This is a genomic window from Amycolatopsis sp. EV170708-02-1 (assembly GCF_022479115.1).
In the GTDB taxonomy this organism is placed as follows: Bacteria; Actinomycetota; Actinomycetes; order Mycobacteriales; family Pseudonocardiaceae; genus Amycolatopsis.
This window is the reverse complement of record NZ_CP092497.1, coordinates 15787-34190: the sequence shown is the minus strand read 5'-3', so window position 1 is coordinate 34190 and position 18404 is coordinate 15787. Positions and strand designations below refer to the sequence as shown.

Annotated in this window: 14 protein-coding genes, 1 tRNA gene and 2 pseudogenes; 6 read left to right on the top strand and 11 right to left on the bottom strand. The window is 67.7% G+C overall.

What is annotated here, in order from left to right; all coding sequences use genetic code 11:
• Positions 1-24: 24 nt before the first annotated feature.
• Genes MJQ72_RS00150 through MJQ72_RS00135 form a run of 4 tightly spaced genes read right to left on the bottom strand, consistent with a single transcriptional unit; the run spans position 25 to position 3840 of the window.
• Positions 25-624, bottom strand: a complete 600-nt coding sequence (locus tag MJQ72_RS00150) for an FAD-binding oxidoreductase (RefSeq protein ID WP_240596945.1) — start codon at positions 622-624, stop codon at positions 25-27.
• Positions 537-1370, bottom strand: coding sequence for an FAD-binding oxidoreductase (locus MJQ72_RS00145; protein WP_240596944.1), 834 nt, complete (start codon positions 1368-1370; stop codon positions 537-539). Before MJQ72_RS00145 ends, MJQ72_RS00150 begins: the two co-directional genes overlap by 88 nt.
• A gap of 21 nt (positions 1371-1391) precedes the next feature.
• A complete protein-coding gene (locus MJQ72_RS00140) occupies positions 1392-2315 on the bottom strand; it encodes an alpha/beta fold hydrolase (protein ID WP_240596943.1) in 924 nt (307 codons plus the stop codon).
• Entirely contained in the window at positions 2308-3840 is a 1533-nt protein-coding gene (locus tag MJQ72_RS00135) for an NAD(P)/FAD-dependent oxidoreductase (protein ID WP_240596942.1), read from the bottom strand. Before MJQ72_RS00135 ends, MJQ72_RS00140 begins: the two co-directional genes overlap by 8 nt.
• A 164-nt stretch (positions 3841-4004) precedes the next feature.
• On the opposite strand from MJQ72_RS00135, the gene MJQ72_RS00130 reads away from it, so the two are divergent.
• Complete coding sequence (locus MJQ72_RS00130; protein WP_240596941.1) at positions 4005-5240, top strand: CdaR family transcriptional regulator; 1236 nt, start codon at positions 4005-4007, stop codon at positions 5238-5240.
• A 97-nt stretch (positions 5241-5337) separates the two neighbouring features.
• Here MJQ72_RS00130 and MJQ72_RS44975 read toward each other — a convergent pair.
• The 3 genes and pseudogenes from MJQ72_RS44975 to MJQ72_RS00120 all read right to left on the bottom strand — a co-directional run.
• Positions 5338-5469, bottom strand: a pseudogene (locus MJQ72_RS44975) (IS256 family transposase); the annotation flags it as partial.
• Positions 5470-6048: 579 nt separating this feature from the next.
• A complete protein-coding gene (locus MJQ72_RS00125) occupies positions 6049-8358 on the bottom strand; it encodes a LuxR C-terminal-related transcriptional regulator (protein ID WP_240596940.1) in 2310 nt (769 codons plus the stop codon).
• A 96-nt stretch (positions 8359-8454) separates the two neighbouring features.
• On the bottom strand, positions 8455-9144 hold the full coding sequence (locus MJQ72_RS00120; protein WP_240596939.1) for a TetR/AcrR family transcriptional regulator: 690 nt from the start codon (positions 9142-9144) through the stop codon (positions 8455-8457).
• Positions 9145-9453: 309 nt separating this feature from the next.
• Here MJQ72_RS00120 and MJQ72_RS00115 point away from each other — a divergent pair, with 309 nt between their 5' ends.
• Genes MJQ72_RS00115 through MJQ72_RS00105 form a run of 3 tightly spaced genes read left to right on the top strand, consistent with a single transcriptional unit; the run spans position 9454 to position 12138 of the window.
• Positions 9454-9879, top strand: coding sequence for a hypothetical protein (locus MJQ72_RS00115; RefSeq protein ID WP_240596938.1), 426 nt, complete (start codon positions 9454-9456; stop codon positions 9877-9879).
• Positions 9855-11486, top strand: coding sequence for an oxygenase MpaB family protein (locus MJQ72_RS00110; protein ID WP_240596937.1), 1632 nt, complete (start codon positions 9855-9857; stop codon positions 11484-11486). Before MJQ72_RS00115 ends, MJQ72_RS00110 begins: the two co-directional genes overlap by 25 nt.
• Positions 11487-11532: 46 nt before the next feature.
• Positions 11533-12138 carry a DUF6801 domain-containing protein gene (locus MJQ72_RS00105; RefSeq protein WP_240596936.1) on the top strand — a complete coding sequence of 202 codons (606 nt, stop codon included), beginning with the start codon at positions 11533-11535 and terminating at the stop codon, positions 12136-12138.
• A 9-nt stretch (positions 12139-12147) separates the two neighbouring features.
• Here the strand turns inward: MJQ72_RS00105 and MJQ72_RS00100 are convergent, their stop codons facing one another.
• The 3 genes from MJQ72_RS00100 to MJQ72_RS00090 form a co-directional block, all read right to left on the bottom strand.
• Positions 12148-12828, bottom strand: a complete 681-nt coding sequence (locus MJQ72_RS00100; RefSeq protein WP_240596935.1) for a Crp/Fnr family transcriptional regulator — start codon at positions 12826-12828, stop codon at positions 12148-12150.
• 285 nt (positions 12829-13113) lie between these two features.
• Positions 13114-13509, bottom strand: coding sequence for an FAD-dependent oxidoreductase (locus MJQ72_RS00095; protein WP_240596934.1), 396 nt, complete (start codon positions 13507-13509; stop codon positions 13114-13116).
• A 1419-nt stretch (positions 13510-14928) separates the two neighbouring features.
• Positions 14929-15012, bottom strand: a tRNA-Leu gene (locus tag MJQ72_RS00090).
• A gap of 220 nt (positions 15013-15232) precedes the next feature.
• On the opposite strand from MJQ72_RS00090, the pseudogene MJQ72_RS00085 reads away from it, so the two are divergent.
• Positions 15233-16256, top strand: a pseudogene (locus tag MJQ72_RS00085) (LLM class flavin-dependent oxidoreductase).
• Between the two features lie 178 nt (positions 16257-16434).
• Positions 16435-16992 (top strand): S1 family peptidase, encoded by a 558-nt coding sequence (locus MJQ72_RS00080; protein ID WP_240596933.1) that lies wholly within the window; start codon positions 16435-16437, stop codon positions 16990-16992.
• On the opposite strand, the gene MJQ72_RS00075 is transcribed toward MJQ72_RS00080, so the two are convergent.
• Complete coding sequence (locus MJQ72_RS00075; protein WP_240596932.1) at positions 16989-18362, bottom strand: DUF6351 family protein; 1374 nt, start codon at positions 18360-18362, stop codon at positions 16989-16991. The two genes, MJQ72_RS00080 and MJQ72_RS00075, sit on opposite strands and share 4 nt — an antisense overlap.
• Positions 18363-18404: the final 42 nt, after the last annotated feature.

Here is an 18404-nt window from a genome sequence, read left to right as displayed (position 1 = left end):
GTGCTGCGAGAGGTGGTGCGTGGTTCAGCGCGCCCGAGCGGCGGCGCGAAGAGCGCGGCGCCGGCTTCCGTTGATCAGATCGGTGAAGCGGTCGAGTGCCCACACCATGCGCAGGCCGCGCGGGCCGACCATCGTGAAGGGAGGGAACTTCGGCTTCTTCGCCCAAATGCCGTCGAGATCCTCGTGCCGTGACCCGTCCACGATCAGCTCGGCGATGAGCGACCCGACGTACGGCGCCTGGGCCAGTCCGTGCCCGTTGCACGCGATCGAGTAGTAGATGTCGTCCTCGATCCGGCCGGCGATCGACAACCACGACGAGGTGATCGCGATCCAGCCGCCCCACGCCCGTTCCACGGCGACGTCGGCGAGGGCTGGGAAACGGGTCGCGAACGCGCCGGCGAGCTCTTCGACCAGCTTCCGGTCCGGGGCCTTCGCCGGCAGGGGATAGGTCATGCCGCGCTCGACCCGCCGGACGCCGAACACGATGGTGCCCCGCGCGGTGAGGCGGTAGTGCTCCATGACCTGGTGCTGGGTGATCACTCCCGACCGGCTGCTCCAGCCCAGTGCGGCGAGGCGCTCCGGAGCGATCGGCTCGGTCTCCACCTCGATGAGCCACATCGGCACCGAGAGACGTTCGGGGTGATGTCCCACTCTCCCGAGTAGGCGTTCGTCGCGAGCACCACCTTGTTCGCGCGCACGGTGCCGGCGGGGGTCGAGAGCACGACCTTGCCGCCGTCGCGCCGCACATCGGTGACCTTGGTCCGTTCGAAGACCCGGGCCGGCGACGAGATCAGGGCACGGCGTACCCCGCGGCTCAGCTTGCCCGGGTTCAGCATTCCTCCCACGGCCTCGCGCATGCCGCCGACGAAGGCGCGGGGAATGCCGAGTTCCTCGCTCGTGCCGACGTGACCGCGTCCGCCGGCCCGCCGGAGAATCGCCGCCAAGGTCCGCGTTCGCAGCATCTGCCCGTGTCCCACGGCGGCGAACGCCAGGCCGTTGGGCTCGTAGTCGCAGTCGATGTCGTGGGTCTTGATGAGGTCTTCCACGAAGCCGGCGGAATTCTCGGCCAGCCGGACCATGCCGGGCACTTTCTTGGGATAGAAGAGGCTCAGCAGACGGAGGTCCCCTCCTGGGACGCTCGCGATCTGGCCCCCGTTGCGGGAGCTGGAACCGTAGCCGCAGAACTCGGCCTCCAGCAGCACCACGTCCTGGCCGCGTTCGGCGAGCCGGAGCGCGGTCGCCATGCCGCCCATGCCTCCGCCGATGACCGCGACCTCGCACGTGAGGTCGCCGTCGAGGCTGGGGAGGACGTCCGCGGGCGGGTCGATCCATCCGCTGAAGGTGCTGTATTCGACGTTGTCGGTCTTCATGTGGCTGCGCTCGCTTTCCGCTCAGGAGAGCCGGACATGGTTTCCCCCTGAGGTCACGCGCTTGGCGTGTTCGGAGATGTATTGGGTGATGGGCTTGACCAGGGCCTCGGGAATGTGGTGCCCCATCCCGGGGATGACGACGTGCTGCGCGGAGCGGATCGCCTGCACCGTCGCGGCGCCGCCGCTGGGGGCGACCAGCCGATCCCGGTCGCCGTTGAGCACCAGAGTGGGGGCGCTGATCCGGCTCAGCTGGGCGGTCCGGTCCCCGGACGCCTGGATCGCCTGGATCTGCCGGGCCGAGCCCGCGGCGAGGTCACCGGCGGCGCGGTCCCAGCCGCCCGCCGCGACGGCGGCCTCGGCCGCGTCGTCGATGGGGTATCCCGTTCCGGCGATGTGGCCGGTGATCCGCAGGTGGGCGCGTACCGCCGCGGTTCTGGTCCGCGCCGGCGGCCCGGCGAGCAGCCGCATCGTCGACCACGCCGGCCGACCGACCTTCTTCGCGCCCGTGGTCGAGAAGATCGAGGTCAGGGACAGGACCCGGGCCGGTTCGGCCGCGGCGACCGTCTGCGCGATCATCCCGCCCATGGAGCGGCCGACCAGGTGAACCCGCTCGATCCCAAGGTGGTCGAGGACGCCGACGGCGTCGGAGGCCATGTCCGCCAGCGAGTAGGCGTCCGCTCGGGGGCGTGCGAGCAGTTGGCGCCACAGGGCGGGCGGCGGGGCGTCCGCGAACGTGGACTGGCCGACGTCGCGGTTGTCCATCGTGACGACCCGGAAACCCCGATCCACCAGCGCACCGACGAACGAGCCGGGCCAGAAGGTGAGGTCCTCGCCCAGCCCCGCGACGAGCACGATCGCGGGGTCGGCCTGGTCACCGTGGTCGCGGAAGCAGATCGTCGTGCCGGACGGGAGCGCGGCGTACTGGTCGGCGTTCGCTTCAGACATGAGCCGACCGCCTCTCCCCGGGCAGCGCCGCCGGCCTGGCGGTGCCGAACTCGAGGTGCTCGTCGGCGACCGGGCCGCGTAGCGCCTTGGCGTCCTCGGGGAAGGACATCGCCATCCGCCACGGGGCGTCCTGCCCCTGTTTGGGCAGCCGCTTCTCGGCGCGTTTGGCATAGCCGGCCTGCAGGTCCATGACCGGCCTGCGCGGCATCCCGGGCGACGCGACCGCGACCACCCGGTCGTAGCCGTGGGCGTCCATGTGCCGGAGCAGGTCGATGAAGTAGCGGCACATCAGGCTCACCTTGAGCGTCCAGGACGAGGTCGTGTAGCCGATCGCCATCGCCCAGTTGGGAATCCCGCTCAGCAGCATCCCGCGATAGGACACCGAGTCCGCGATGTCGGCCTCGCGCCCGTCGACCAGGATCGGCATCCCGTCGAAGAGCCGCATGTTCAGCCCGGTCGCGGTGACGATGATGTCGGCTTCCAGCTCCTCGCCCGATCCCAGGACGATGCCGCGTTCGCTGAACCTGGTGATGGCGTCGGTGACGACGGAGGCGGTACCTGCCGAGATCGCGTCGAAGAAGTCGCCGTCCGGGGCCAGGCACAAGCGTTGGTCCCATGGGTCGTACGGCGGGTTGAAATGCTTGTCGACGTCGAATCCCTTGGGCAGCCGCTTGATGTTCTCCCGCCGGATCAGCGCTCGACCGATCTTCGGGAACGCCCGCAGGCCCTTGACGATCCCGTGTTCGATCCAGATGTTCTTGAACCTCGTCGCGGCGTACCCGCGCTTCTCTCCCAGCACTTTCGTCAGGGTCGTGGCGACCCGGTCGACGCGGGGCAGCCCCATGACGTAGCTGGGGGTGCGTTGCAGCATCGTGACGTGCCGGGCGGCGTCCGGCCCGGCGGACATGGCAGGCACCAGCGTGATCGCGGTCGCGCCGCTGCCGATGACGACGACCTTCTTGCCGCGGTAGTCGAGGTCCTCTGGCCAGTGCTGCGGATGGACGATCGTCCCCCCGAAGTCGTCACGCCCGGGGAACTCCGGAGTGAAACCCTTGTCGTACCGGTAATAGCCGGTGGCGGCGAACACCCACTCCGCCCGGATCGTCTTCGTCGTGGCCGACCCTGTGGCGGGATCCGACGCTTCGACGAGCAGTGTCCATCGAGAGTCCGTTGTGGACCATTCCGCCCGGACGACCCGGTGGCACAGCCTGATCAACCGCCGCAGGTCGTTCTCCTCCACTGTTTCCTGGAGGTACTCCCGGATGAGCGGAGCGTCGGCGATCGCGGCCTCGTGGCGCCACGGTTTGAACTCGTAGCCGAAGGTGTGCAGGTCCGAGTCCGACCGGATGCCCGGGTAACGGAACAGATCCCAGGTGCCGCCGATGTTGTCGCGGCCCTCCAGCACGACGAGCGACTTGCCGGGCAGCTCCCGGCTGAAATACGTTGCCGCGCCGATTCCGGAGATTCCCGCGCCGATGACGACGACGTCGAACTCCTCGACCGCGTCCGACATTTCAGCTGTCATGTCTGCCTCTCCTCGCTGAGCCGGCTGCTGATGTGGCGTCCACTGTCGCCAGCTGCGACTCCGGTCACAACGACACCGTGCACAGGGTTTGCCCGGAGCCGGTGCACGATGCACTCCTCCCGACATGTCGTGCCGACTCATCGCCGGGAAGGCACACTTCGGGGATGGAAGAGCTGTGGCCCCCGCCGACACCCGAGGCCGCCGAGGCGATCCGGTCTGTGTGCCAGCGACTCCTGCCGGACGCGGAAGTACTGGCCGACGCCCTCTCCTTGTCCGCCCGCAGGGTGCAGTACGACCCGGCCGTGCTGTCGGACGCATCGCTGGGCGAGGAGGACCGCGACCTCAACCACTCGGATCTCGTCCAATGGCTGACCTCGAACATCCAGCACCCCGGGCGGCGGGTGGAGCCCTACATCGGCCCGCGGATCACCGCGTACATCGGCGATCTCGTGGCCCGCGGCATCGCACCCGACTTCGCCGCGGGGTGGCGGGCCGCGCTGGGGATCGGCTGGCGCCGATGGCTGGAGGAATGCTCGGCGCATTGCGCGGACCGGGACCTTCTCGTGGACGTCTTGGACGTGTCGGCGAAGTCGCTGATGCAGTACGCCCTCGACTCGGTCGCGACCCTGCGCGAGGTCAGCCTCGCCGCCGCGATGGGCAACGCGGACGCCGAGGCGATCGCCCTGATCCAGATGATCGCCAGCGGGGCGCCGATGGCGGAGGACTTCGCCGAGGAACGCCTGCGCTACCGGATGGCGCGATGGCACGTCGGTCTCGTGCTGTGGGTCGATGGTCCCGGCTTGGCGGGCACGCTGGACGAAGCGATCGCGGCCCTGCGCTCCACCGACGCGGACCGGAGCACGCTGGTCGCCCGTGCCAGCACCACATCGCGCTGGATCTGGCTGTCGGGAGCCGAGCCCCCGGACCTGCACCCGGCCGAGAAGATCGTGGGGACAGCAGGCGAGATTCGCGTTGCGGTGGGCAGGCCTGGACGCGGACTCGACGGGTTCAGGTCCAGCCACCAAGACGCCCTCTCGGCCCAGGCGCTGATCGTCCGCCTCGGATCCGAACGCCGATTCACGGCCTACGCCGACGTCGAGCTGATCGACGCCCTCACGAAGGACCGCGCCAGCGCACGCCGGTTCGTCCTCAACACCCTCGGCCCGCTCGCCGAAGCCGACTCGGCGCTACGGCAGGCACTCCTCACCTACGTGCAGTGCGGCTTCAACACCACCCGGGCAGCCGCCAACCTCTACGCCCACCGCAACACCGTCGAGCGGCGAGTCTCGCGGGCCAACGAACTTTCGGTCGTCAAAGTCGAGGACAACCCCACCCATGTCGCAGCCGCACTGCTGGTGCTGGACATCGCCCCCGAAATCATGGTGACCGGCCCTAGCTGAGCTCACCACGCTCCAGGTTCCGGAACACGTTTGGATGAGTGCTCAACTGGACGTTCGGGGGCTGTCAGACGAACGGTGTAACTCGGGTTGAGGGAAACTATTTGCGTCCGGCGGCCAGACGGCCGTCGAAGGCGATCTCGAACGCGTTCAACGCGGGTTTCCACCGCATCGTCCATCGTTTGCGGCCGGTGCCGGTGGGGCCCAGGCTCATGATCGCCAGGTAGACACAGTTCGTCCTGGGCGGCCTATCCCAGGGGGCGAGCGTGACCGACATCGCCATCGGCATCAAGTCGGGTCTCGGAACCGGCGAAGTGATACCGAGTCAGCTGGCCGGGCGTGTGGTAGCCGTGGGGTCTTCGGCAATCCCCTCGGCGGCGTATACGGACAGACGATCAAGTCCACCAGCCCCACCTACGGGCCGAAAGCACTCGAACTCTGCAACCCCGGCGACACGGTCTACGGCGGCCAAGGCACCCGCGGTCCGGGGGTGGGCCATCTGTCGTACGGAAGGGACGGAAGCGTGGACCTGGCCGCGAAGTTCATCGCGCAGCGATACTGACGCCCGCTGGTGCTTGTCGTCCCCTACGACAGGTTGGCTCCCTTGAGGGGTAAGGCGAACATGTCGGGTTCGTGGGCGGGGCCGCAGTGGGCTGAAGGCTCCTTTCTCCGAGTCTGATGGGACGAAAGGAGCTTTCGGCTCTGGCGCACCGGTATTCGCCTACCCACGGGAATCCGCTTTCCTCGGCGTGACTTTGTGCGCGTCGGGTGACCGGTGTGCGGGAGGATCAGGGGCCTCCAGGGTGCGCGGTCAACCAGGTGCGTCGGTGATGACCCAGGTGGCGATCTGAGTCCGGTTGGTGAAGTTCAGCTTGGTCATGATGTGGTCGACGTGCGTGGAGGCGGTCCGCCGGCTGATGGACAGTGTCTCGGCGATCTGACGGTTGGTCATGCCCTGGGCGACCAGGTTGGCGACTTCGGTCTCGCGTGTGGTCAAGGGATGACGAGCGCCGGTATGCGGCGAAGGGCTCTCGTCGGCGAGGGTGTAGGCGATGCTTTCGTGCGTGGGCATGGTGTAGCCCCGGGTGAAGGCGGCTGCGGCGGCGTCGAGACCGAGTTGGGTGGTGACGGTTTCGGTGTCTTTCTGGATCGGGTCGGTGAAGGCCGCGTACCGAGCCGGGGACATGCCGATCGTCGCCCACATCGCCGTCGCAGCACCGAATACCGTCGCTGCCCGCCGGTGCTGTCCGGTGCGGGCGGCGACGCCCGCGCTGACCGTGAGGACGAAGGCGAGGATGGCCTTGTCCTGCACCTCTTGTTCGAGCTGCAGGGTTTCACGGCAGGCATCCCGTGCTTTCTCGAGGTCGCCGACGAGGTACTCGGTGGCGCCCAGCGACCACAGTGCCCACGATCGCCAGAAGATCTCGCCGCGGGAGGCGTACTCGGCGACGCACTCACGCAGTATCCGGCGCCCGTGGTCGAGGTCGCCGGAAAGCCCGGTCGAAATGCCGTGGTTGAAGCGTGCCCACAGCTCGCCGCTGAGATCGTCCAGTTCGTGCTGTCGCGCACCGGATCGCGCGAACAGATCGGAGGCTTCGGCCATGCGGTCCGCGGTCAGGGCGTCGTAGCCGCGAACGAGCAGGAGGTAGGCCTTGACGGAGTCGTCGCGTTCCTGCTCGGCGGCTTGCGCTGTCTGTTCCAGTGCCGTTTCGTAGGCGGGCCGATCCCCTTGGATCAAGGCGAGAAAGGTATAGGTGAGCAGGGCGTTCGCGCGTCCCGGGGCGTCCGGGCGAGCCGCGTCGAGCAGTTTGCCGAGGTGCAGCCTGCCCTCCGAGGTGAGGCCATGGATCAGCCAGAACTCCTTGATCTGGAACGCCATGGACATCCCGTCGACGGCGTCGTCCGGGTTCTCGCCGCAGAAGTCCAGTGCCGCCCGCAAGTTGGCGTGCTCGCGGTGCAGCCGCCGGCTCCAGCTCAGCTGATCCGGGCCGATCCACGCTTGCCCGCACTGCCGGCCGAGAGCCAGGTACCACTCGCTGTGGCGCCGCCGCATACGGGCCACGTCGCCCGCGGCGGCGAGCTTTTCGTGGCCGTACTGACGGATCGTCTCCAGGAGGCGGTACCACACGACATCGTCTCGCTCATCGCGGATCAGGATCGACTTTTCGACCAGGCTGTCGATGAGCTCGAGTGTCTGTTCGGCCGTCAGTCCGGCGTCGGAGCACACTGCCGCCGCCGCATCGGCCTCGAATCCTCCGGAGAACACCGACGCCCGGGCCCAGAGCAGGCGTTCGGGCCCGGAGCACAGCTGATGGCTCCAGTCGATCATCGCCCGGAGTGTTCCGTGCCGCTCCGGACCGTGCCTCGTGGCGCTCGTGGTCAGCAGCGCGAGCTGCTTGTCCAGGCGTTCGGTGATCTGCCGGACCGACAGCGCCCGTATTCGCACGGCGGCGAGCTCGATGGCGAGCGGCACACCTTCCAGGCACTCGCAGAGCCGGGCCACGTCCTCGGCGTTGCTCTCGCTGATCTCGAACGAGGGCAGCACGGCCGACGCCCGATCGGCGAACAAGCGCACCGCGTCGACCGCCAACAGCTCCCGCAGACCCATCCGTGGCCGGGGGACGGCGAGAGGAGGTACCGGCAAGACCTTCTCGTCAGCCGATTTCAAGGGATGCCTGCTGGTCGCCAGGATCGCCAAGCCCGGACATCGGGCCAGGAGGGTGCCTGCCAGCCGGGCGCAGCCGTCGGCCAGGTGCTCGCAGTTGTCCAGCACCAGCAGGGCGTGCCGATCGCGCAGCCATTCGGCCAGCAGCTCGACCGCCGGACGGGCCGAGCGATCCGTCAGCCCCAGCGCCTCGGCGACCGTGCTCGCCAGCAACGCCGGTTCGTTGAGATCGGCCAGCGCCACGAAGTACGCGCCGTCGGCGAATCCTGCCTGTTCCGAAGTCGCGAAATGCGCCGCGAGGCGTGACTTGCCGACTCCTCCAGGCCCGGTCAACGTCACCATCGGGCCGCTCCGGAAGGTCTCGGACAGCCGAAGGAGTTCGGTCTTCCTGCCGACGAAGGTGGTCGACTCCGCCGGTACCCGTCCTGAGCCGCCGGAGTACTTTGCCAGGCTCATTCCAGTCCCTTCTCGCTGCTGCGGCTCACCGGGCGAAGGTGCCATTTTCCGGGGGCGTCCTGCCGCTCGCAACTTTCGGGCCGGATCTCGGTGCGATCAGGCGGAGGGAGTGTCGCGTTCGCCGAAGAGGGCCATGAGAGTGCTGAGGAACACGGGCGCCAGGTCGGGAATCGCCTCGGCGCCTTTCGTGTAGAGACACTGACGGATCAGGTCGGACATCCCGCCGACCAGCAGATCGAACGCCTCGTCCGGTAGTTCCGGCCTGGACGGGTCCTCTTTTCGCACCACGTGTTTGTAGGTGATCCGGTACAACTCGGCGATACGGGCGATCCGGCGGTGGTACATCGCGGCGATCTCCGGGCCGGCGGCAAGGCATTCGATCTGCAGGGTCCAGGTCGCCTTCGGCTGCGAGGCCATTTTCGCCAGGTAACGCTCCATCGTCAGCGTCACGGCGGCTCGCCAATCCAGATAGGAGAGCTCGCTCAAGGGTTTCGTGATTTCCCCCAAGGCCGTTGACGCACCAGCCCGGAAAGCGGCGACGAAACACGCTTGTTTGGTGGGAAACATGGTGTAGAAGGTCTGACGTGACACTCCGGCTCGCTCCACGATGTCGGCGATCGTGGCCGCCCCGTACCCTTTCTCCGCGGCGACCTCCATGAAGCCGACCAGAATCCGCGCCCGTTGCGACGCCGCGACCTCTTCCGCGGTGAGTCCGTGCCGGCTCGGCAGCCGTTGCCCCACCGTGGCGAGGGCCTCCACGCCGGTCAACGCCGGCCGCTCACTCATGGCACCACCTTCTCATCACGCGCGTCGAGCGAGCGCGGACCCGGCAGGATCGTGACGCTCGTCGTCGTTTTGTGCCGTCGCTGATATCGCGAGGCCGGGAAACTGTGCTCTCTACTCGAATCGTGGCCAAGCATATCGGCGTCCCTTGTCGGGACTTTTGGAGAACGCTAGCGTACGCAGAGTACGGACAAGTACTTGAAACTCTTTTCAGAGTCGGCCGCCGGACCGTTTCGCGTTTAGCGGGCAAGTCCGGCCTTTCCTTTGTGCGCAGGCCACTTCGGTCGGTTGCGGTCACCTCCAGGAGGCGTCATGGACACGTCGGATCCGTCGGCGGAAGACGTCGACAGCCGGCTGAAGGTGCCACAGGAACCGGGCAAGAACCTGCACCCCGCGGTCCGCGACGGCCTGTTCGCGCCACTCGTCCTGGCCTGTGCGGTGGTGTTCCTCGTGCTGTACCTGGGTAGTGGTGCGACCGACGTGTGGTTCGCGTGGACCATGGCGAGCCCCCTCACCGCCACGACCGTCGGCGCCGGTTTCGGTGCCGCGGTCGTGCTCTTGTTCCTCGCCGCGTTGGAACCGGGATGGACGAACGCCCGCATCGCGAGTTTCGCGCCGCTGGTGATGGCCGCCGGAAGCCTCGTCGTGACCAAGCGCTATCAGGCGGAGCTGAACCCGCCCGCGAGTTGGCCATCGCAGGGACGGCCTTCAGCGTGCCCGTCCCTGACATCTGGTTGATCGCACTGGGGATCACGATCCTGCTCACCGTGCTGACAGTGCCCGCGCAGCTTCTTCGCCGTGTCGATGTCGACGGTGTCGCGGCCGCGACACCGATCCCTGCGTGGGCACGGGTTTTCGCGGGGATCGAGGGGATGGGGTTGCTCGTCGCCGGCATCGGCGCCACGGTCCGCCCAGGCCCCTACGTGGCGTGGTGGCCGTGGCCGGTGAGCGCGCTCGATCTGCGCGAACTGTCGGTTTGGTCGATCACCTTGGGGCTGCTGATCGTGTACGCCGCGGTCGTCGGTGATCTCCGGCAGGCGGCGGTCGGGCTCGCGGCGCTGGTCGTGTTCGGACTGCTGGCCCTGGTGGGAGTCCTGCGGTACGCGGGAGACCTGCGGTGGGGCACGCGCGGGGCGTTGATCGTCGTCGCGGCCATGGTCTTGCTGCTCGGCACCGGCTTCTTCGGGTTGGTGCTGCTGGGTTTGGCGCGTGTCGTGCGTCCGGTACTGACCGCGGTGACCACCGGCAAGCCTGGCCAACCGCCGTCGGAGGCATCGGCGTGGGAGCTCGCACGCGGCATCCGGTCGAAGATCACGCCTCATGACGACCGGGGCTTCTTCGGCCCGGGGTCGGTGACCTGGAAGGTGTGGACCTACCCGACTTCGCTTACCGTGGGTTTCCAGCGCGCTGTCGTCGTCGAGGAGCTCGATCCGGCGCTGGTCGCCGCCGTCGACAAGACCAAGGCCCTGAGGACCCGCTCGCACACGCGCTATGACCGGACCCTGCGCTACTTCGCGATGGTCGCCTTCGCCGGTACCCGCGTCACCATGAAGGCGTCGGACATCCTGGTGAAGGTCCATTCGACAGGGGTTGGTGTCGACCCGGTCACCGGAAAGCGTTACGACGCCAACGATCCAGCGTCACAGCTGTGGATCCATCTGACGGCGTGGCACTCGATCCTCTACGCCTACGAAAAGTACGGGCCGGGAAAGCTCAGCGCGGAGGACGAGGCTCGTTATTGGGCGGATTGCGCCGCGGCGGCCGAACTCCAGACCTGCGACCCGGCGGAGGTCCCCCGTGACCGCGACGGCGTCCGCGCCTACTTCGAACGCATGCGTCCCCAGCTGATCGGCTCACCTGTCGCGCGTTCGACCATGGACCACCTCCTGCACGCCGAGGTGATGTTGCCCCCGATGCCACCGGCGTACTGGCCCGCCGTCTTGGTCATCACCCGTACTCTTCGCGTCGCGACCATCGCGTCGATGCCGCACTGGATGCGGGATCTGGCGGGGATCCGGCAGAGCCGGCTACTGGACGCGTTGGTGGTACCGGTCATGCGGCTGTCGTTCCGGGTCATCCGCCTGAGCAGCTGGCTCCAGCTGGCCGCCCTGCGCCTGCTCTCACCATCGACCTTGCCGATCGTGGCGCCCGTGCTGCTCGGCATCCCGCCCGCCACGGAAGAAACCCTCACTCCCGCTCAAGCCCGTGAACGGTACGGCTACCCGCCGCCCGCGCTGGCGCACCTCGAACTGAGGGCCAGACAGCGTGAACGGGTGTTCAAGGAGAATCGCGCGCCCGACGACGTCGGCCTCGTGGAGTCCGAGCCGGTCCTCGGTGCCCGCTGATCCGGTTGCCCGACAAAGGAATCATCCGCGAAGAAGGGGTATTGGAATGTCTGTGAAAGCCTTGAGAGACAGCGCACGCGGCGCGGTGAAGGCCGTTGCCGTCACGGCGACCGCCGTGGTGGCAGCGAGTGTCCTCACCGCGGGGACGGCCGCGGCCGCGGACAAGGAACTGACCTTCGAGGGCGAGTTCCCGATCATCGGCATCCAGACGGTGAAGGTGGTCGTCCACGTCGACATCCCCGCGAACGTCACGCTCGGCGGACCACTCGATGTCCCGTTCACGCTGGATGTGAACGGGGGAGACGCCGCGGCGGACGGTTTGCGCCTGGTCGGAGCCACGAAGATCTCCGGTGAGATCAGGTCGGCCGCGCGGATCACGGTGAGCAACGGGCTGAGTGTTCCGCTCGCCGTCCGGCTCCCGATCCCGGACACCCCGGTGCCGGCCCAAGGCCCGTTGACCTTCCAAGCCAAGGGCGGGCTCAAGTTCACCGTTCCCCGCGGCGTTCCCACCGGAGAGACGAAGGTCAATGTGGAACCGAAGGCCACCTCGCACATCGTGACCGACAGCGGCCTGGGGGAGTTCGACCTCAACCTCGTACTCGCCCCGCCCACCCAGGACACACTGCTCGGCACCACCCAGATCGTCGGCTGAGAGCTCCCCTCAGCTGCCGTTCCGGGCTTTGCCGGTTCGCTGTGTCGCCTGTGCTCGTCGCGGCGCAGCGGGCCGAGCGGGACCGGACACCATCCGGAGAGCAGGCTCCATCAGGGGAATCAGCCGTACCAACGGTTCCTGGACCGGCCGGCATCGTGACGCCGAGCAGACGAAGAGCCAGCACAGGAGGAAGATCACCGCGCAGCGCGGGCTCCAGTCGCCCGGCCGGCACTCGGCCGACACCTCGGAAACAGGTGATGCGGTCCGGTGCGCGACGATCTCGTCCACCGTCCGCGCGAAAACGGGGGAGTTCGCGATCAAGCGGGTAAAGGTCCGAGTACTCAGCCGAAGCACGGTGACCGGTGTCGCCGCGGAAACGGTGGCCGCACGAAGAGTGCCTTGCTGCAGTGAGATCTCCCCGACGAGGCTGCCCGGCTCCAGGGTCGCGGTGAGCTCTCTGCCGCACCAGATGGCCAGTTGTCCTTCGAGCAGAATATAGGCGACATCGCCGGGGGTGCCCTCGGACATCAATGGCCACCCTTGAGGGAGGGTGACCCTGCGCCCGTATCGCAGGACCCGGCTGATTTCCTCGGCGGAAAAGCGTCGAAAGAAAGCCAAATCGGCGATCGCGGTCGGGATTGTGGCTTCTTTCACAGTGTCGCATCCTTGAGGGTTCCGCTCGTTGAGCATGCGCTCGAGCTTTGGTGTGCCTCGAGTCCGCGGTATGTGACTTGCCACTACTGGCACGGCCCACTGGGTGAAGGATCGACCACTGGGTGTGGTTGTGTCAACGGGAGTGATGAGCATTGTCAACCGGAGAAGAATTCGGCTGGTGACCCTTCTGGTGCGCGGTACAAGATTTCCCTCCGTCAGCCAGGTGTCGATGGGAAACGGCGAGTTTCGTGTCCACCCCTCGAATAGTTGGACGTGGCGCCAGTCCGTTCCGTACCGTGTGGACGGCATGGGTCTCTTTCGTCAACGTGCCAGGCTCGCCAGAATCTCTTTGGCCGTTCGTTCGCCTGATGAGGCCGCGTCGGCGAGTGAAGGCATGTCGAGCTGGTAGTCACCTGCGAGATAGATGGGGCCGAGGTGTTCGCGCAGCGTCGGTAGTGAGGCGCGTCCGCCGGGCGCCCAGAACGGCACGACGCGGGGGTGGCGCCGGACGATCCCGTCGCCGAGTTTTCCCTCGAGTTCGGGGTAGAGCGAGAGGAGATCGGCGGTGAACCGGGTGACGATCTCCTCGTCGGTGAGCGTGAAGAGGTCGTCGGCCACGGCGCCGCCGGCGAAGCAGGCGAGTGCGCCGCCCGGCTTGCGTGGCCTGGGGCCGCGCAGGGCGGCTGCGTGGGGTATCACTTTCCCGCTGGCGCGCACTGCAGGAATCCTCATGGCCGACCTACATGTCTTGGGTGAACTCGCGAAGTTCGACTGTGTGGCCGCAGGTGGCCTGGATGTACAGGAACGAGGGACTTCTCGGCTCGCCAACGCCTTCAACTCCGCGACGATCCGGAACACGCGTCGCTGGATCTTCCCTCATCCTGACGACGCGGATCTCGTCGGTGCTGACCTGCGCCGAGCCTCGCACAACGGTGGCTGAGCATCGTTCGATTCAGTTGAGTCCGGCGGAGGTGACGGTCGACGGCTTTCAGGGGTCGGTCCTTACCCCAGAGGACACAGGCCCCTAGCGTCGCCATTTCCTCATGCTGATCCGGGGCGGATCGAAACTCAGGGTGCTGATTCGGCAGGTGCTCGGCCCGGGGAGTTGGTGTGAGGACGTCGGTTGGGTGTTGTCGTTGTCTCGGCCGGAGTGGCGTTTCACATGTACGGGTAATTCGGCTGCGGCGGTCCGCATGAGAGTGCCTTGATGACGCCATTTCCGGGGTGCGGCGGCCGTAGTTGTGGGTTCCGGCGACGCGATCGAGGTCGGCGCCGGTGGGCGTTCGGCCATTGGCTTGTTCGGCGATGGAGCGGGCCCGCATGCGTTCTTCGGCAGTCTGCTCGAGAGGTGATGCCTGCCTGTTCGCCCATATGTGCCGGCTGACGGTGGTGTCGCCGTGCGGGCCTGGTTCGTCGTTGTCGTCGCTCTGTGGTTTGGTCGGGCCTTCGGCATCGGTTCTGGTTCGGCTGAGTGCCCGATTCAGGAGTTCGACGGCGAGGAGCAGGGCCAGTGGAGGGCAGGCGGCGACCGTGACTCCGAAGACACTGAGGTCGGGTGTGGAGCCGATGTTGGCGCAGAGCGAGAGGGAGATGTCGAAGGTGAAGGCGAGCCACGCGGTCCAGCGGCTTCGTGTTCGTTCGGTGTCGGTGGGTTTTCAGAGTTCGACGGTGGCGATCATGAGGAGGCCGTCGATGATGAGGGGCCAGATGGCGGCGGTGGTGTGGTCGGCGCCGAATTAGAGGGCGAAGTCTCGTCCGTGGCGGTACGAGGCGTAGGTGGCGCCAACAGCGACCCAGGCGGTGCAGCCGCACTGCACCGCCAGAGTCAGGCTACGAAACGGGCCGAATGATGCTGCCCCGTTCGGGTTGTTCATGGCGGTCACCTGGCCTTGCGGCGGTGCCGCTCAATCACGGTCGTCGCGGAGATCCGCAGCTCAACAGGCCATTTTGGGCGTGGGGTACTTGTTTGAGCCGCGCCCGGGGATTCCAGCTCACACGACGCCATCGCGCGCTTGATCCGATGGCCGCAGCCGTGCGTACTCGTGACGTCGGCCCCGGGCCTTGAAATAGAAGAAACCTTCACTCGGTAGAGTTGAGTGAAGGTTCTCGCAACTGGTGAGATCTCACCTAAAGCGGTGTCCGAGGGGGGACTTGAACCCCCACGTCCGTTAAGGACACTAGCACCTCAAGCTAGCGCGTCTGCCATTCCGCCACTCGGACTTGCTGATGTGAGAAGAGTATACGTCGCCTGGGAGGCCTCAATCAGGGGGGTACGTATAGTCACGCAGACCTACATTGAGACGATGATTGGTTACCCTCCGACAGCTTCCAGGGGGCCGGAAGGGCAAGTTCCCCCAGGTCGGAAGCCGAAAGTGCGTAGTGTGACCGACGGCTACGGAGGGTGGGGAATCAAACCCGGTCACCGGACGCTTACACGGGCGTGAAGAAGATTGGTTTCCTGTCCTTCGGCCACTGGTCACCGGGCGCGCACTCCGAGACGCGGTCCGCGGCCGACTTCCTGCATCAGTCGATCGACCTGGCCGTCGCGGCCGAGGAGCTCGGCGTCGACGGGGCGTACTTCCGGGTGCATCACTTCGCGCGGCAGGCGGGGAGTCCGTTCCCGTTGTTGTCGGCGATCGGAGCCCGGACGTCGAAGATCGAGATCGGCACCGGCGTGATCGACATGCGCTACGAGAACCCGATGTACATGGCCGAGGAGGCGGGCGCCGCCGACCTCATCTCCCGCGGCAGGCTCCAGCTCGGGGTCAGCCGGGGATCCCCGGAGCAGGTCATCGACGGCTGGCGGTACTTCGGGTACGGGCCCGCCGAGGGGCAGACCGCGGCGGACATGGCCCGGCAGCGCACCGAGGTCTTCCTCAAGCTGCTCGAGGGCGAGGGGTTCGCGCAGCCGAATCCGCGGCCGATGTTCGCCAATCCGCCGGGGTTGCTGCGGCTGGAGCCGTACTCGGAGGGGTTGCGCGAGCGGATCTGGTGGGGTTCCAGCTCCAACGCGACCGCGGTGTGGGCGGCGGAGCAGGGCATGAACCTGCAGAGTTCCACCCTCAAGGACGACGAGACGGGGGAGCCGCTGCACGTTCAGCAGCGCAAGCAGATCGAGGCCTACCGCGAAGCCTGGAAGGAGGCCGGTCACTCGCGTGAGCCGCGGGTGTCGGTCAGCCGCAGCATCTTCGCGTTGACCAACGACCTGGACCGCGCCTACTTCGGCCGCGACCGGAACTCGCGGGACCAGGTCGGCATGATCGACGAGACGACCAGGGCGATCTTCGGGCGGTCGTACGCCGCCGAGCCGGACGAGTTGGTGCGGGCGCTCAAGGAGGACGAGGCGATCGAGGCCGCGGACACCCTGTTGCTGACCATTCCGAACCAGCTCGGCGTCGAGTACAACGCGCACGTGGCTGGAGAGCATCCTCACGCACGTGGCGCCGGAGCTCGGCTGGCGCTGAGAATGCGCGGTTCGGCGGATGGGCCGGGGCGTCCCGCTCGTTACGATCGGGGGATCCCCGGCCATCGGAGGGTCCCGTGCGACTGCCCCGATCATTGTCCTGCCTGGTTCTGGCCTTAGGCCTGGCGCTTCCGTCGACAGCGCAAGCGAGTGCTCCCGCCCCGCTCGGCGGTGGGAGCGTGTTGCAGAGCAGCGCCGCGACGCGCTGCACGGCCGGGTTCGCCGCCGTGCAGGGCAAGGTCGGCTACCTGATCGCGAGTTCGGCTTGCGGCAAGCCCGGTGACACGATCCGCAGCGCCGGCCGGGTGGTCGGGGTGGTCGTGGGCGCCCAGACCCCGCCGACGGGTGCGATCGTCATCCGGGTGACGAACACGACCGACTGGCGGCTGGTGGGCTCCATCCCGCCCACCGACAGCCGGGTGACGATCACCGGGTCGGTCGAGGCCCCGGTCGGCGCGTCGGTGTGCAGGTACGGCGCGACCACCGGCTGGCACTGCGGCATCATCCAGGCGAAGAACGTGACGATCACCTTCCCCGAAGGGACGCTCACCGGTTTGACCCGGACTTCCGTCTGCGCGGAGCCGGGGGACAACGGCGGGCCGTTCGTCAGCGGGACGCAGGCGCAGGGCGTGCTGGTCGGTGGCACCGGCAACTGCTCGAGCGGCGGCTCCACCTTCTTCTACCCGGTCAACCGGGTCCTGTCGGCCTACGGGCTGACGATCCTCGCCGGAGCCTAGAACGGCAGTGCCCTCGGATACGGGGGAGGCGAATGCCGCACGAACGCCGGCGTGGTCGTCACCCGGGTTTCGCGGACGCTGTCGAAGATCGTCTGGTACTCCGGGGCGAGCGTGCCCGCTTCGGCGTTGAGCGTGGCAGGGCGGGTCGACGGCCACTCTGCGCGGTCCAGCCGCCGTTCCAGGGCGCGCAGGGCGGTGATCTCCTCGGACGCGGTGAACACACAGTGACCCGCGCGGTTCACGAACAGCTGACGGAGATCGCCGTCCGGCCCCACTCGTTCGGCGTAGGCGCGTTCGTGCGCCGCGGGCGCGGTGCCGTCCGCGACGGTGTGCATGGTCAGCACCGGGACCCGCGTCCGACCCAGCGGCAACCCGAACCTGGCCAGATAGCCGACGGCGGCCGCGTCGGGAGTGATTCGCGGAGCTTCCGCCAGCTTGTCGAGATCGGTGCCGAGATCGAGGCCGGCCTCCGCGTAGGCCCGTTCCACCAGCGATCGCTCGCCGGACTTCGCCAGGATCCGCCGGTAGTCGACGCCCACGTTCCAGCTCGGGTTGCCGCCCGCCCGCTGTTCCAGCGCGACCCTGTCGACGCCGAACGCGCCGGCGCGGTAGAAGCGATCCCATACGCCCTGCCAGAAAACCTGATCGGCGACATCCGAGGGCCTGGGTTGGGTGGCGTCGAACCACCCGGGGATCTCGGCCAGGGCGTTCGCCAGGGCGAGCCGGGCCCGGCCTTCCGGGTTCGCGGTGGCGGCCTGCACGACGTCGACGAATCTGCTCACGTTCGTGGCGGGATCGGTGATCCGCACCAGCTGGAGCCGCGCGTCGAGCAGGGTGTTCAGCGCGTACCCGAGATCGAGTGACGAGTTCCAGTGCGCGGCCCCGCCGGCGAGGTTGCCGCAGAAGGTCATCAGGCCGTCGAACCGGCGCGGGTTCCTCTCGGCGAGCAGGGTCGCGGTGATGGCGCCCACCGATTCGCCCGCCGCGACGGTGCGTCGCGGCGGGCCGATCGTGCGGGTGAACCAGTCGTGCAAGCGGGTCTGGTCGGTCAGCGCCTCCTCGATCGACCAGCCGCGCACGGTCCGGTACTGGGACGCGGCCAGCGCGTAACCCTGCTCCAGCAGGAAGGACTCGGTCGCGGGCTGTGAGGTCAGCGCGATCCGATCCGGCTCCGGATAGGCCAGGGAGTACATCCCGTGGCTCCACAGCACGAGGGTGCCGTTCCAGTTTTCCGGCACCAGCACCAGATAGCGTGCGCCTTCGAGTTCGCCCTCGTACCTGCCGGCCGGGCCGGCGGCCGAGGCGCGGGGCACCAGCAGCCCCAGGAAGATCGTGAGCAGGGCCAGGAAGACAAGTCCGCGTCGTGCCACGACGACCACCCCCGCGACTCATCCTTCGCCGCGCGGGGTGCG

Excerpts from the sequence above, each read along its gene's own strand:
- MJQ72_RS00145 (WP_240596944.1), bottom strand. The coding sequence starts at position 1,370 with ATGAAGACCGACAACGTCGAATACAGCACCTTCAGCGGATGGATCGAC.
- MJQ72_RS00140 (WP_240596943.1), bottom strand. The coding sequence starts at position 2,315 with ATGTCTGAAGCGAACGCCGACCAGTACGCCGCGCTCCCGTCCGGCACG.
- MJQ72_RS00135 (WP_240596942.1), bottom strand. The coding sequence starts at position 3,840 with ATGACAGCTGAAATGTCGGACGCGGTCGAGGAGTTCGACGTCGTCGTC.
- MJQ72_RS00130 (WP_240596941.1), top strand. The coding sequence starts at position 4,005 with ATGGAAGAGCTGTGGCCCCCGCCGACACCCGAGGCCGCCGAGGCGATC.
- MJQ72_RS00125 (WP_240596940.1), bottom strand. The coding sequence starts at position 8,358 with ATGAGCCTGGCAAAGTACTCCGGCGGCTCAGGACGGGTACCGGCGGAG.
- MJQ72_RS00120 (WP_240596939.1), bottom strand. The coding sequence starts at position 9,144 with ATGAGTGAGCGGCCGGCGTTGACCGGCGTGGAGGCCCTCGCCACGGTG.
- MJQ72_RS00115 (WP_240596938.1), top strand. The coding sequence starts at position 9,454 with ATGGACACGTCGGATCCGTCGGCGGAAGACGTCGACAGCCGGCTGAAG.
- MJQ72_RS00105 (WP_240596936.1), top strand. The coding sequence starts at position 11,533 with ATGTCTGTGAAAGCCTTGAGAGACAGCGCACGCGGCGCGGTGAAGGCC.
- MJQ72_RS00100 (WP_240596935.1), bottom strand. The coding sequence starts at position 12,828 with ATGCTCAACGAGCGGAACCCTCAAGGATGCGACACTGTGAAAGAAGCC.